The organism is Bacteroidia bacterium, from assembly GCA_027493955.1.
GTDB lineage: Bacteria > Bacteroidota > Ignavibacteria > SZUA-365 > SZUA-365 > JAOSJT01.
This window is the reverse complement of record JAOSJT010000001.1, coordinates 455,784-470,530: the sequence shown is the minus strand read 5'-3', so window position 1 is coordinate 470,530 and position 14,747 is coordinate 455,784. Positions and strand designations below refer to the sequence as shown.

At 57.1% G+C, this 14,747-nt stretch carries 12 protein-coding genes; 3 read left to right on the top strand and 9 right to left on the bottom strand.

Features of this window, described 5'->3' with window-relative positions:
• Positions 1 to 1,305 precede the first annotated feature (1,305 nt).
• Positions 1,306 to 1,839 (top strand): hypothetical protein, encoded by a 534-nt coding sequence (locus M5R41_01865; protein ID MCZ7555136.1) that lies wholly within the window; start codon positions 1,306 to 1,308, stop codon positions 1,837 to 1,839.
• Between the two features lie 122 nt (positions 1,840 to 1,961).
• Positions 1,962 to 2,150 carry a hypothetical protein gene (locus M5R41_01860; GenBank protein MCZ7555135.1) on the top strand — a complete coding sequence of 63 codons (189 nt, stop codon included), beginning with the start codon at positions 1,962 to 1,964 and terminating at the stop codon, positions 2,148 to 2,150.
• Positions 2,151 to 2,480: 330 nt separating this feature from the next.
• On the opposite strand, the gene M5R41_01855 is transcribed toward M5R41_01860, so the two are convergent.
• The 6 genes from M5R41_01855 to bshA form a co-directional block, all read right to left on the bottom strand.
• Positions 2,481 to 3,050, bottom strand: a complete 570-nt coding sequence (locus M5R41_01855; protein ID MCZ7555134.1) for a hypothetical protein — start codon at positions 3,048 to 3,050, stop codon at positions 2,481 to 2,483.
• Positions 3,051 to 3,956: 906 nt separating this feature from the next.
• A complete protein-coding gene (locus M5R41_01850) occupies positions 3,957 to 4,913 on the bottom strand; it encodes a hypothetical protein (protein ID MCZ7555133.1) in 957 nt (318 codons plus the stop codon).
• A gap of 17 nt (positions 4,914 to 4,930) precedes the next feature.
• Complete coding sequence (locus M5R41_01845) at positions 4,931 to 5,878, bottom strand: dihydroorotate dehydrogenase (protein MCZ7555132.1); 948 nt, start codon at positions 5,876 to 5,878, stop codon at positions 4,931 to 4,933.
• Positions 5,875 to 6,663 (bottom strand): dihydroorotate dehydrogenase electron transfer subunit, encoded by a 789-nt coding sequence (locus M5R41_01840; protein MCZ7555131.1) that lies wholly within the window; start codon positions 6,661 to 6,663, stop codon positions 5,875 to 5,877. Before M5R41_01840 ends, M5R41_01845 begins: the two co-directional genes overlap by 4 nt.
• A 1-nt stretch (position 6,664) precedes the next feature.
• Complete coding sequence (locus M5R41_01835) at positions 6,665 to 9,169, bottom strand: tetratricopeptide repeat protein (protein MCZ7555130.1); 2,505 nt, start codon at positions 9,167 to 9,169, stop codon at positions 6,665 to 6,667.
• A 137-nt stretch (positions 9,170 to 9,306) separates the two neighbouring features.
• On the bottom strand, positions 9,307 to 10,428 hold the full coding sequence (gene bshA, locus M5R41_01830; protein MCZ7555129.1) for an N-acetyl-alpha-D-glucosaminyl L-malate synthase BshA: 1,122 nt from the start codon (positions 10,426 to 10,428) through the stop codon (positions 9,307 to 9,309).
• A gap of 67 nt (positions 10,429 to 10,495) precedes the next feature.
• Between bshA and M5R41_01825 the strand changes: the two genes are divergently transcribed.
• Positions 10,496 to 11,167, top strand: coding sequence for an IMPACT family protein (locus tag M5R41_01825; protein ID MCZ7555128.1), 672 nt, complete (start codon positions 10,496 to 10,498; stop codon positions 11,165 to 11,167).
• 110 nt (positions 11,168 to 11,277) lie between these two features.
• Here M5R41_01825 and M5R41_01820 read toward each other — a convergent pair whose 3' ends face one another.
• From M5R41_01820 to M5R41_01810, 3 genes are all read right to left on the bottom strand, one after another.
• Positions 11,278 to 13,263 (bottom strand): ATP-dependent helicase, encoded by a 1,986-nt coding sequence (locus M5R41_01820; protein ID MCZ7555127.1) that lies wholly within the window; start codon positions 13,261 to 13,263, stop codon positions 11,278 to 11,280.
• Between the two features lie 158 nt (positions 13,264 to 13,421).
• Positions 13,422 to 14,162, bottom strand: a complete 741-nt coding sequence (locus tag M5R41_01815) for an ABC transporter ATP-binding protein (GenBank protein ID MCZ7555126.1) — start codon at positions 14,160 to 14,162, stop codon at positions 13,422 to 13,424.
• Between the two features lie 38 nt (positions 14,163 to 14,200).
• Positions 14,201 to 14,590 (bottom strand): RidA family protein, encoded by a 390-nt coding sequence (locus M5R41_01810; GenBank protein MCZ7555125.1) that lies wholly within the window; start codon positions 14,588 to 14,590, stop codon positions 14,201 to 14,203.
• Between the last annotated feature and the right edge of the window lie 157 nt (positions 14,591 to 14,747).

Sequence of the window (14,747 nt, the reverse complement as noted above, 5' to 3'; positions counted from 1 at the left end):
GGCACGCGCGACCAGCACAGACCGTAGCAAGCCCGGAGGGCGCCACTTCCTCCAACCCCCAGCTTCAGCTGGGGGGCACGCGCGACCAGCACAGACCGTAGCAAGCCCGGAGGGCGCCGCTTCCTCCAACCCCAGCTTCAGCCGGGGGCCACGCGCAACCAGCACAGACCGTAGCAAGCCCGGTGGGCGCCACTTCCTCCAACCCCCAGCTTCAGCCGGGGGCCACGCGCGACCAGCACAGACCGTAGCAAGCCCGGAGGGCGCCACTTCCTCCAACCCCCAGCTTCAGCTGGGGGGCACGCGCGACCAGCACAGACCGTAGCAAGCCCGGAGGGCGCCACTTCCTCCAACCCCAGCTTCAGCTGGGGGCCACGCGCAACCAGCACAGACCGTAGCAAGCCCGGAGGGCGCCACTTCCTCCAACCCCAGCTTCAGCTGGGGGCCACGCGCAACCAGCACAGACCGTAGCAAGCCCGGAGGGCGCCACTTCCTCCAACCCCCAGCTTCAGCCGGGGGCCACGCGCGACCAGCACAGACCGTAGCAAGCCCGGAGGGCGCCACTCCCTCCAACCCCCAGCTTCAGCTGGGGGCCACGCGCGACCAGCACAGACCGTAGCAAGCCCGGAGGGCGCAACTTCCTCCAACCCCCAGCTTCAGCTGGGGGGCACGCGCGACCAGCACAGACCGTAGCAAGCCCGGAGGGCGCCACTTCCTCCAACCCCAGCTTCAGCTGGGGGCCACGCGCAACCAGCACAGACCGTAGCAAGCCCGGAGGGCGCCACTTCCTCCAACCCCCAGCTTCAGCTGGGGGCCACGCGCGACCAGCACAGACCGTAGCAAGCCCGGAGGGCGCCACTCCCTCCAACACCCAGCTTCAGCTGGGGGCCACGCGCGACCAGCACAGACCGTAGCAAGCCCGGAGGGCGCAACTTCCTCCAACCCCAGCTTCAGCCGGGGGGCACGCGCAACCCACCCGCTCTCATAGTCCGAAGGACGACACTTCCAGAAACCAAGATGTCACGCACGAAATGGGCAAGTGCGCGATACTGTCAGGCACACTCAGGCATAACGATTTTTCAGCCTAAAACGGAACAATTATCGGAGCTCACACGACAGATCCGTATTGTGACCGATCCATCTTTGACCGCTCCTTCTTTGCTCTTGCGATGCTTCTTGTGATACCGCACATTGTTGCATCTCCGGGAAATTATTTCTATTCTGTGCCGACATTCCCCTTTTTCCGTCACCATCCCGGTTTGATCGCCCTCGAAGGGTAGCAGCCGTCGGATTTTTTCCGGAGGAAATATGAAATTCGCGTTGACATACATCGTTCTCTTGTTCCTTCTCGCCTCCCCGTGCATCGCTCAGAACATGCCCGCATCCGATCCTCCCGTGTCCCAGTCACAGCTCGATTTGTTTCTTGGATCGTGGACCGGAAGCGGCTACTACGAGGGTGACGGCAAGAAATGGGAATTCACGATGAAGTTTTCCGGCAAGTCCATTGTCAATGGCAAGGCCATCGAAATTGATCCCTCAGCGGATGTCAAAGATATGGGACCCTATCGCGAAAAAGTCTGCTTGCCTTGGGACCCCATGCTCGAACAGGTAACGATGCTGACGGTCTCCAGTTTCGGTGAGGTCGGAAAGTACACCGGCGATTGGGTTGTGGGTACCAAGACCACCCTGAAACTCCAGGAATCGAAAGTCGTCAACAATGATCGCTTCGACGTCGAACACACGCTGATTTTTCATGACGGCAATAAATTGCTGTGGCGCGCGATCTCGACCAAGAACGGCGGCGCGATGGGGACCTACGAGGGTACATTCACCAAACGGTAAGTGGCGAACCCATTTTCTCCGCACAGGACGGCCCGGCCACGCCACAGCGTCGCTTCGATTCGCGACAGAACGACTGATGCAGTACCTTGTAGAACATCAGTCATACGTTGAAGGAAATGAAAATGAAAAACGTTGAAATGCGCGTCGAAGGCAACATCCTGACCATTACGGTGGATCTGAGCAAAGAATTCGGACCTTCCTCATCCGGGAAGACCATCATCATCGCGACCACAGAAGGAAACGTTTCGGTTGAAGGCGCCGAGGATAAAAAAATCGGTTTGAATGTGTACAAAAAACCGACGGGCACATAGAATCGCATAGAAAGCGCAGTGAAGAAATACGTCGTGAAGCATTGACGATGCGGCGACACCTTCGCGCCATGATCGGTATGCTTGAACAGAGCGACGGGAAGCGTCCTGCTCGAACGAGGACGTGCATCCTCGCGGCAGACAAGTCGCCACACATTCCGGGACGCTCCGCGCAGAGTGAGGAACACGCTATCCGTGCCGGAAACCGTCGCGGACATGAATTATGGAATGACCGGAGAATGGATCGTCGAAGCTGACAAAAGAGGGATGAACAAAGTAATGCACACCCGGGCCGTAAGGCCCGGGTGTGCTGCTGTACCGCAAAGGGCCCTATTAGTAGACAATCGTCCCGTTTACGGTGAACGTCGTAACATGCTGCGTACCAAACTGGGCAAGCTCCTGCACACCAGTCAGGGTCCCTGTACCCGTCGCGCCCGCAAATCTACCGGTCCCGCCAGTGATGGTGTACGTTCCCGTAGAGTAATTCATGAGCGGCATGGCGTTGGGTACCGTATACGTACTTGTGGTTGAGAAGTACACTTCATCTCCATTGGCTGCCTTGATGGTTCCGGTACCGATGACAGGGCCGCTCCAAGGCAGCGGGCTCACTCCGGGCGTCCAGTACCACCCTACGCAGTATGTAGCTGTGGCGGTACAGTGTCCCATGTGAGAAAAATCACCTGTACCGCTGGCCGACTGCTCCAGCGTATACGGCCAAACGCAGGTGGGGCTCTGGTGTGTGGTCGACATTCCTGTCGCGGAACCCTGGAATGGCAGCGCCGGCTTCTGCAGTGTTGTCGTTGGTTGCTCTCCGCTCGTGTTGTTGCTCAGCGGATTCTGGTCTTCGCTACATCCAACAAGGACGACCGCGAGGAAGACGAGTGTCAGGGCGAGAGAACGCATACGTACCTCTTCTTGATAAGTTGAATGATGTATTACACACGGGCAACGCCCGCACATTCAGCGCATCAGAACAGAATATCGGACCGTAATACCACTATTACCAGACGGATGACGGCATGTAGCGGATATGAGTCATGCGTTTGCGTACAGGGTTCGATGAAACGACTCGAAAATGTACTATCCGCAGACTTTTCACGCAAGTGCAGAGCTGTATTTCCTAAAATAATTTATTATGCGTGCAAATCAGACACTATGCGTCCTCCCGCTCTACGTTTCCTTCTTTCGTCCTCCTGATGCGGCACAGGGAGTACGGGTACGAAGGACAACACATCCGATGCGTCGCTACCGCGGGACGACGGTACATCGCTCGGAGCGCGAGCGTTCAGAGATGCATCCGCATCAGGAAATCCAGTACCGCGGTCAGGGCCGTACATGGAGAACGGTCATGCATTATGGCATGCCTTCTACCCCATTACTCTCAGTACACCGTCGGCTGCGTCCCTCCCGCGTACGCCATTGCTATCCATACGCAGCTATCCGTGCTTCTCCCTCTGCACAACGTTGCCGGATGGTCACCATATCCGCATAGCCGTTGATCCGAATGCACTGCGAACACTTGTGATTTTCCACTCTCCCGTCTGTGGATCCGGAGAATATCCGTACGCATAGGGTAGTACAGGCTCCCGCTCCTAATACAATGCCGGTCAGTTGATCTCTATCGTCATGAAAACGCCGACGCACATTCGAGTCTTGCCCATAGCCGTAATCGTCCACGAGGAGTGACAGCGCCCGGCTACAGGGCGTCTCGTAAGTTGTGTCCGCAAGCGACAGGAAGGTAACGGTGGAAGAGACAAAGGCACTTCCGTTGCTGCATGACGCCTCCGTCCATCACGGTACATCCCCCCCTCAGGTCACCGTCACATCGGCGCTCACGATGTCAGTTTTGAGACGCAGGATGGTGCCGGAAGCGCTGAAGGCGTTGCGTATGCAGGCGATGCCAAGCCAGCGGCCTTCACCGGGATGATATGCAGCGGTGGTGATGAAGCCGGCGTCACGCTCATCGGAGGTAAGCGGCGTGCCGGACGGGATACGCAGCTGTGCTTCGGCTTCAATGGTGATGCGGGCAAGGTGGCGCTGCACTTTGTCGTAGCTGTCGAGGCGGGCGATGACTTCCTGGCCGATGTAACACCCCTTGTTGAAATCCACGGCTGCCGCCGCTCCCGACTCGAGGGGATTGCTGTTCTCCGTCAGTTCGTGTCCGACTGCGGGCGTCAGAGTTTCGCAGCGCCACAGGGAAAACGCCCGATCGTGAATGACACGAAGGCCTCCGTCCTCAAGGACACGCAGGACGGTCGCGGCATCCTGCGCTTTGCAGAGGAGGCGGACGTGCGTGCCAACGACGCTTGGGACATGCATCAACTCAATTTCAGCGTCGGCGAGCTCCGTTCGTACCGACACACCCGGCTCCGGAATAGCGAACAGCGCGGGCATGCGAGGCGCATTATACAGCAGAATGTGCTGATACATCGCGCTCACGTCGGTATACTCGCAATCATCCATGATGGTGTACCGCTCCAGCCACTCGCGGACGACCGCGGCTTTGCCCGACGACACGAGGACGCGAGCACCGCGCGCTGAAGCGACAACGATCACGGCATCGATCACGCGACCCTTTTCCGTGGTGAACAGCGTTTCACGCAGCTCTCCCGGCCGTAAGGCATCCACCTTGTTCGTGCCAAGGCGGTTCAGCAGGTCGAGCGTGTCCCTGCCATCCACACGGAGAACACCCAGATTCTCCGCAATATGAACGAAGGCGCCACTACGGGCCGCCTTCAATTCGTCCAACGTGATTTCAGCGTCCATTGTATCGTCCATAATCGTTACCTGTTTTTCACAAATCCCGGGGCGGCTACACCGGAATCCACGCGCAGGCCGCCGACGATTTCCTGCATATCCTCAATCCCCTGCTCGGCGCACCAGCGCTCCATGCCATGCACGATTTTCACGGCCGCGTCCGGATCCCGGAAGCTGGCGGTGCCTACCTGTATCGCGCTTGCGCCGACGAGAAGAAACTCTATGGCGTCTTCCCAGGTCATGATGCCGCCAATACCGATGATGGGAATGCTGACGGCTTTTGACACCTCGAAGACTTTGGCTAATGCGACGGGCTTGATGGCCGGACCGGACAGTCCACCCGTGATGGTGGACAGCCTGGGACGGCGTGTTTTAATATCCACCGCCATACCGACCAGCGTGTTGATCAGGGAGACGGAATCCGCTCCCTCCGCCTCACAAGCCTTCGCGAAATCGCCGATGTGCGTCACATTCGGTGTGAGCTTGATGATCAGTGCTCTGCGCGTACGTTTGCGCATCTCGCGTGTAATCATCTCCGTCATGTCGCAACGCGTCCCGAAGTTGAGACCGCCTTCCTTGACGTTGGGACAAGAGACGTTGATCTCATAGCCTTCTATTCCCTCTTCATCTTCGAGGCGTTCGAGTACCTCGCAATATTCCTCCACCGAACTGGCGGCTATATTCACGATGATGGAAGTACCGATGCCGCGAAGGAAAGGGAGTTTGTCCGCGATGAACGCATCGAGACCCACATTAGCGAGTCCGATGGAATTAAGCATTCCCGCCGGTGTTTCGGCGATGCGGGTCGGAGCATTTCCCTGCCGCGGCAGCAAGCTTACCGACTTCGTGACTATGCCGCCGATTGCGCTGACGTCAGTGTAGGGTGCGGCTTCATTGCCATAGCCGAAGGTGCCGGACGCGACGAGAACGCGATTCTTCAGATGCAGCGTAGCGAGGGTAAACGAGGTGTTCATGCGTGGTGATGCTCGTGAAAAATGATGTCGCGGGAATCGAAGCATGGTCCGTCGGTGCAAACCAGTGCGTACTTCCTCTCTCCTTCAGTACGTTCGATGGGGCAGCCCTGACAGATACCGATGCCACAGGCCATTTCCGACTCGAGAGACAATTCGCATGGTATACCGTGTGCGGCAGCAAAGTCCTGCGTGGCTTTGAGCATGGGGTTGGGACCACACGCAAAGATGCGCGGATTCTCCACCACGTGCGCGGAAAAATGCTCTTCCATCCGGGCGATGACCGTGCCATGAAAGCCACCGCTGCCGTCGTCCGTCGCGAGGTGGACATTTGCGAGGCCGCGCGTGACGGCGCGGGACGCACTGCGCGCACCCAGGAAGGTCAGCACGGGGATTTCGCGTTTCAGCAGTTCCCGCGTCAGATACGGAAAGGGTGCGACACCGATCCCGCCGGCAACGATCACAGCCGTGCCGAAGTCCTTTTCATACCCGAAGGTATTACCGAGCGGACCAAACACGCCGACGAGGTCTCCCGGTCGTTTCCTTGCGAGGATGCCCGTACCTTTCCCGACGACAGTGTACAGAATTTCACAGACGTCCTCGTGAACGCCGGATATACTGTACGGTCGCCGGAGCAGGGGATCCATCGCGTCATCGACGCGGATATTCATGAACTGGCCGGGGAGTATGCGCGAGGCGAGTTCGGGAGCTCTGAAGCACAGGGCATAGGTCTCGTCCGCCACACAGTCGTTGGACAGGACGGGGAAATCGGTGTTGATGACGGACATGCTACTCGGGTTCGATAAATTCTGGTGAAAGCTTTCGTACTGTATCTCCCGGAACAGGAAGATCCCTGACGGGGCCGGAACCCGGGTCATTCCTGAACGGAAGGTTTTTCTCGGGCTGTTGCGGTTTTTTCTTGTCCCCACCCGGACGGAGCGGAAAATCGTCGTCGCGGGGAGGATCTTTTTGGGGCTCGGTACTCACGCGCACGGAGTCGCGGAGTACTTTCAGTTCCTCGTCGAGCAACGGGTTGCGGAGGCGTTCTTCTTTTCGCTTCCGCTCTTCTTCTTCGGCGGCGCGTCGGCTCTCCTCTTCCGCCTTCCTTGCTTTTTCGACTTCGATGTTTTTCTCCGCCATATCAATCGCTGCGAGTATTTCCTTTCCGCGTTTCGAGTACGGAGAGTTCGGATGCTTTTCAACCATTTCCCGGTACATGGCCAAGGCCTCGCTTCCGCGCTTGTCCTCATACACCATGGCGATGGCGAGCTTCGCCCGCAGTGCTTCTTCCGCATGCGGGTATTGCTCGATGAGTTTTTTCATGAGCGCGATCCCGCGTTCGATCTCCCCACGTTCCAGCGCCTGTGCTGCTTCGGCGTACGCGTCACGATAGATCTGCGTACTGTCCTTCGGGGGATCCAGACCGCGGGCACGCATGATACCGAGGGCGTACTTGTTTCTCGGATACGCATTGATGAGACGGTCTTCGTATCCGCGGGCTTCATCCTCCAGTCCTGCACGTCGCTCGATGACAGCCATGGTGTACAACGCTTGCGGTTTCAGCGAATCCGGCAGACCATTGTACAGGGCTTTGGTGTAGTAGTATCGGGCCGAATCAATATTCGCAATTCTGTCGAACATCATCCAGCCCATCTCCATTTGCAGGACGGCAAGCGAGGCCTGGAGGGAATCCTTATCGATCGCGGAGAGATTCAGACGCCGGTATGCCGGACCGGCTGAGGCGACCGCCTGCTCGGTATTCATCAGTCCCACCATCGCCGGAGATTGGGCCTTTTCCTTTTCCATCATCCAGGGATTGATGCGGCCGGTGTTGCGGCCATGCGGCCTACGACGCCGGAAGCGTTCCGCCATTTTCTCTTCGGGTGTCATCAGGGCATCACGACCGACTTCGGCGATACGCTTTTCCCGGTCGAGGGAGTCGGTGATGACCTGAAGCGAATCGCGGACACGAAGCGAATCGGGATTTCGCGCATAAAAGAGTGTGGTGTCCGTATCATACATACGGCGACGGAGTTTCCGGTAGTCCCCGAATATACCCGCCTTTTTCCCCGCGAGCTGCGCCGATTCGGCTCCCGGAAAGGCGAGTTTCGCATTGTTGTAGTTATCGAAGGCGTTGTCGTAGTCCTTGAGATCCAGCTCGTACAGTTCCCCCTTCGCATAGAGCGCGTCAGCCGCTTCGGCCGTACTCTTGAAGGTCGTATCAACGTAGCGGTATTGTTCCAGCGCCGCGGTGAATGCATCCCCGGCGATGTCGTCGTCCATGGATTGATAGTGCCGGAAGTACTCCCTGTACAGATGCCCGATCTCGAGCTGTATTTTCGCATCGTAGTCGAGATACATCGGATTATCGAGCATGTCGATAATGGTATTGCTGGCTTCGTCGAGTTCCCCCATCTCACGCTGCAGTTTTGCGTAGTTCAGCTCGGCGATGAAGGCGAGATCACGATTGGGATCGAGTTTGAAAATATCCTGGAACGCCTGCGCGGCCTTTTTCTTGTCGCCGTTGCGTTCGTACTCGCGGGCAAGGGCAATCTGTACCTGGATGCGGAAATACCTGTCCGCATCGAACTCCGCCGCGCGTTCGAAGTTGGCGATGGCTGCGTCTCCCTGCTTGAGCGCGAGATACATTTTCCCCATCTCAAAATGTGCCTGGGCAGCCAAATCTGGTTCCGATTCGCTGACGGCGCGCATGATCGCGCGTTCAAACATACCGTGTGCGAGTTCGTACTGCTCGAGTTTCACATAGGTTTTCCCGAGCCAGAGAATTGCTTCTGTCACCAGATCGCTGTCCGGGTAGCGGTCCAGAAGTTCCTGAAACTTCCTTTCCGCGCGAGTTAATTCCTGCTTGTAGAAATAACTCTTTCCGATAAGCAACAGCCCGTTATCCACCCATTTGCTCTTGGGGTAGTTCACGATCAGGCGTGAGCACTTTTCGATGACGCGATCAAGCTTCTGAATGGCCGAGGAGGGGATGCCGGATTCGATGTGCGCCATATCGTGTTTGATGCGCGCTGTGCTTTCATCTTCCCCGAACGTTGTTCCACGCGGAGCGGCAGCGACACTGAGACTGCCTTTGGTCGGATCGATGCTCTTGGTAAACTGGTTCTCGGCGATTTCTTCCTCGGCTTCATCGAACAGACGCGAGGCATTGTAGTACGTGTTGAAATATCCGGTGGCATTTTGCCAGCGTACGTCCACGAAATTCCATACCGCGCAGCTCTGAAGCAACATGGCAATCAGCGCGAGTATGGCCGGGGTGAGGTTACGCAACATGCGGTTCAACAAGCAATACACCTTTTCGACACTCAACATTGTACCAGAAAACAAGTTAGCAGGCCCCTGCCAAGAAAAACAAGTCAAATGGCGGTACCGTCATTCCCGCAGCCCCGCCCGGTGTCGCGCGAAGGACTTCAGGAAGCGAGAATTTTTTCATAATACGCTTCGTACATCGGCACGATGGCGCTCTTGTCAAACACGTTGACGGCGCGCCGCCTCGCGGCTTCCGAAAATACGCGGTATTTTGCATCATTCGTGAGCAGTTCCACCGCATACTTCGCCATGCGCTCCACATCGCCGATTTCGGCTATGTAGCCGGTCTTCGCATGAATGTTCACCTCCGGAATACCGCCGATGCTGGTGGAAATAACTGGCACTCCGCAAGCCATTGCTTCGAGGGCGGAGAGTCCGAAACTCTCGGATTGGCTCGGAAGGACGAAGAGATCGCAGGCGGCGAGTATGTCGGCCAGGGCGTCTTGCTTGCCAAGAAAGCGGACTTTATCGAAGATATCGAGTTCGCGACAGAGATTTTCGCATTCCGAACGATCGGGACCATCACCGATGAGCAGCAACCGAACGGGAAGCTGCTTTAACACGAGATCGAACATGCGTATGACGTCCGTCACACGCTTGACCGGACGGAAATTCGAAGTATGCACAAGTATTTTTTCACCGGCGGGAGAAAAGAGTTCACGGTATTTACATGATTCTTTCGGCACGTACACCTGCGAATCAATGAAATTGGGAATCACCTCGATGCTCGTATCCAGCTGATAGGTGCTAAGTGTTTTTTCCTTTAAAAAGCTCGAAACCGCCGTAACTCCGTCGCTTTGTTCGAGGGCAAATTTCATGAGTGGCAGAAAGGACGGCTCGAGACCTACCAGAGTCGAGTCGGTACCGTGCAGTGTCGTTACCGTCCGTATTGATCCCTCGCCCAGTATCTGCCGGGCCAGATAGGCGCTGACCGCGTGCGGGATGGCATAATGCATGTGCAGTATGTCGAGCTTCTGATACTGCGCCACCTCTACCAGCTTGCTGGTGAGCGCGAGCGAATACAGATTGAATTCGAACAAGGGATAGTTCGCCATTTCCACGGCATGGAAGTACACTCTGTCGTGAAAATGATCCAGTCGGAACGGACGGTCATAGGTGACGAAGTGGACTTCATGCCCTTTGTCCGCCAGCGCGATGCCGAGTTCCGTGGCGACGACGCCGCTGCCGCCGTAGGTGGGATAACACGTTATTCCAATATTCATAGGTGCAAGAGGTGCCGGGAATTCGTAGGTTGTGACTTAAACTTTTTTCACCCGCCGACGCACCGCAATGAGTCATGGACAGCAGAACAAGCCCGGAAGCACACATCCCGCAGAGGTCGATGCTTTCCTGACGATCGCCGAACGGCGGGAGACAGAAATAAAAATACTCGCTTCGCGTTTCTTATCCTATGCCGTCCCGGTACGCACGGTGGAGGCATTCCTGGAGATTCTGGAAACAGTGCGCAAGGAGCATTACGATGCCACACACCACTGCTTTGCTTGTCGCACGGGCTACGATGATACGTCGTTCCGCTTCAGCGACGATGGTGAACCGAGCGGCACGGCGGGGAAACGAATTCTCGGTGCTCTCGACCGGCATCATCTGACGGACACGGGTATCATCATCGTGCGGTATTTCGGCGGCACAAAACTCGGCGTCGGCGGACTGGCGAGGGCCTACACGGATGCGGCGGAATCCGTACTCGGTCTTTGTACCATCGAGACGCGCTACCTGACCGACGAGTTCACGATCACATTTCCGTATGAGGTCACCAGCCAGGTACATCATGCCATCGAGGGACAGGAAGCCGAGATCATCTCCCGCAACTGGCAGGACAACGCGGAGTATGCCCTCCGCGTGCGATGTTCGCGACGAGAGCGGTTGTTGCAGGACCTTGCCGAGCTGACGCAGAGACAGGTCGTGCTGGTCAGGAACACGGAAACACCTGACGCGAAGTAGGGACGTTTGCACGCGTTCAGGCAGCCGGCGCCCGGAGCGACGGATGAACGCGACAAGCTGGAAGATTCAGGCAGCCATCACAATCGGGTCCGGCATCAGAAGACCATTTTTCAATCGTCAACAACATAGGCGTCGAGCAACCGCTCGGGGAGTCCGTCCAGAAAGCGCGAGGGTTTGCTGAGTATGGTACCGGTGCTTCGGTCGTATATCCGTGTCGGATACGTGAGATAGAGACGCTCCCGGGCGCGGGTACAGGCAACATAAAAGAGTCTCCTCTCCTCTTCCATGGATTCATCGCTTTCGGCGGCGGCGGTTACCGGAAAGCGACCGTCGAGGAGGTACATGACGAACACCGAATGCCATTCCAGTCCCTTGGCGCTGTGAATGGTGGAAAGCGTGACGAATTCCTCTTCCTGTCCTTCGGGAACAAGGTCCTCGACACTCTCATTCGGTGGCTCCAGGGCCATGTCGGCAAGCATCACGGCGAGTTGGGCATAGCGCTCGGCGATAGTCTGCAGCATGTCGAGATCCTTCAAGCGCTTGGGATGATCGTCGTATCGCGCTTTGAGGATGGGGGTGTAATAGAGGAGCAAGCGCGCGACTTTATCCGCCGGAGAAATTCCATGAGGTGCAATATCGCGCAACACGTCGAGAAGCTCCGGCAGATGGTCCCCGCGGACGAGGTGCCCGAGCCGCTCTTCCGATCGCGCAGTGAGCGGATTCAACCCCGAGGCGATTTCATCAACGACCCGCTCGGCGGAGACCGGGCCCACACCTTCGAGCAGAAGCAGCACGCGCGTCCACGACACGACATCCCGCGGATTCTCGACGATGCGGAGATAGGCAAGGATGTCCTTGACATGGGCGGTTTCCATGAGCTTGAGGCCGCCGAATTTCACAAAAGGGATGTTCGCCCTTGCGAGTTCGATTTCGAGATCGAAGGAGTGGTAACCGGCACGGAAGAGCACAGCGATTTCTTTCAGCGGAACACCCTCTTCGCGAAGCTCGAGTATGGTATGGGCGATGTAGCGCGATTGCGTGTTCTCCCCTTCCATGGCGACCAGTGCGGGGATGATGCCCCGCCCTCGTGAGGTAAAAAGAGTTTTCTGGTATTTCTCCGCCGATCGACTGATGATCTCGTTGGTCAGATCGAGAATCGGCTGCGTGCTGCGGTAGTTCTCTTCGAGCGTGATAACCCGGCAGTCCGGAAATTCCTTCGGGAAATCCATGATATTCCGGAAATTCGCACCGCGGAAGGAATAAATACTTTGCGAGTCGTCGCCGACGACCATGATGTTCCTGTTCGATCCGCCGAGCCCCCGGACGATTCTGGCCTGAAGCTTGTTCGTGTCCTGATACTCATCCACCATGACGTAGCGGAAATGGGCCGCGAGTTTCGACCTTATGGCTTCCTGCTCTTCAAGCAAAACGACGAGGTTGACGAGCAGATCGTCGTAATCCATGATGTTGTTCTGCTTTTTGTAGGCGACGTAGGCTTTGGCGAGTTGTTCGATCTCATCGATCTGCTCCGCGAACTGCGGGAAATCCCGTGCGACGATGATGTCTATGGGTGTGAGCGTATTGACCGAGCTGCTGTACATGCGCTGGAGCGTCTGTTTGTTCGGGAAGCGCTTTTCCTTCGACGACAGTCCCAGACGGGAGCGCAGGAGGTTCACGACGTCCTCGGAATCGGTCTGATCGAGTATGGTGAAATTGGCGGCGTATCCCAATTCCGGTGCATAACGCCGGAGTTGGAGATTGGCGAAGGAATGGAAGGTGCCGCCGGAGACCCGCTCGGTGCGTTCATCCAGCAGCAGCGAGGCACGGCGCAACATCTCGCGCGCCGCCTTGCGGGTAAAAGTCAGCAACAGAACGGACTCGGGCCGCACGCCGGATTCGATGAGCCGGGCCACGCGATAGGTCAGCGTGCGGGTTTTTCCGGTACCCGCTCCGGCCACCACCAGCGCCGGCCCGTCCGCATGCACGGCGGCTTCGTATTGCGCCGCGTTCAGCTCGTCACGATAGCGTATGGTGTAGCGTGCTTCGTCGCCGGTAATAAGGGAAAGGCTGGTTTTTTTCAGTGTGATTTTCTTCATGCGCACGCCGAAACGAGTGTGGACACGATGTAGAGCGCAGCGATCATACTGCAATGATACAGAAGAAATGTTCAGCATCCGCCGCCCCGCTCCCGCGGTCTGCGTTCGTCAATCCGAATTGACGGACACTCCCCCGCTCTGCCCTCGTCTTTTCGCGGTTATCCTGTGGCGGGTAAAAAGCGCTCGATGAAATCGTTGATCACCGGGTCTCCGGTGCTTCTGAATTCGTCGGGGGTGCCGGTGAAGTAGATGCGGCCGTCATGTATCATGGCAACGCGGTGCACGATGGTATAGACGCTGAACATGTCATGCGTCACCACGATGGATGTGGCGTTGAGTTGTCTGGTGATATTGGCGATCAGCGCATCGATTTGATTCGACATCACGGGATCGAGGCCGGTGGTGGGCTCGTCGTAGAGGAGGTAGTCCGGATTTGTTGCGAGCGCGCGGGCGAGACCGACGCGTTTGCGCATTCCGCCCGACAGTTCAGAGGGTTTTTTCTGTTCGATACCCGGGAGCCCGACCATGGCGAGTTTTTCGGCGACGATGCGGCGGATTTCGTTCTCCCCGAGCTGGCGATTTTCCACAAGACCGAGCGCAACATTTTCCATCACCGTCATGGAATCAAATAGCGCCGCACCCTGGAAGAGAAATCCGAAGCGGGCGCGGAGCTGGTAGAGAGCTCCCTCGTCGAGGGTATGCACATTGTGGCCATCGACGATCACCTCCCCGTCATCCGGTTGCAACAGGCCGATGATATGTTTCAGGAGAACACTTTTTCCACAACCGCTTTGACCGACGATAGCGATGGTTTCTCCGGTCTGAATAGTGAGATCGATTCCCTGAAGAACGGGCTGTCCGTCTCCGAAGGTTTTTCGCAGCCCTCTGATCTCGATCATACTCCGTGAGTTCCCGTCTTCGGAATAGCGTGGCTTCGTCAGGGGATAACGGCTTCGACTTCGATTTCGACCATAAGATCCGGATGGATGAGGTGGTTGACCTCCACCATGGTCGCGGCCGGCCGGATATCGGCGAACAGTTCTGCATGCGCTTTGCCGACGGATTCCCAGCAGCGGATGTCCGACAAATACATGCGTGTCCGTACGACATGTTTGAGTTCGGCGCCGGCCTCCTTGAGCGCGCGTTCGATTTTTTCGAAGGCGTAGCGTGCCTGTTCGTAGGAGTCAGCACGGCCGACGACCTCGCCGTATTCGTTCACGGCTGTTGTTCCGGCAACGAACACCATATTTCCGACACGAACGGCACGGGAATACCCGAGACGATCTTCCCAGGCGGTAGGACTCTTGATAGTTTTTCGCGTTTTCATGATAACCTCAGTTTCAACTCTCCACCGACATTCTACCGAATTTCCGCAAGACGCCCAAAAAAGCGCGGGGCCGAATCGGGCTATTCGATTTGGTTCCCGTACACGACAGTCTTAAATTACTGTGATACCACCGACCTCCGGGACTTCCGGTTTTTTT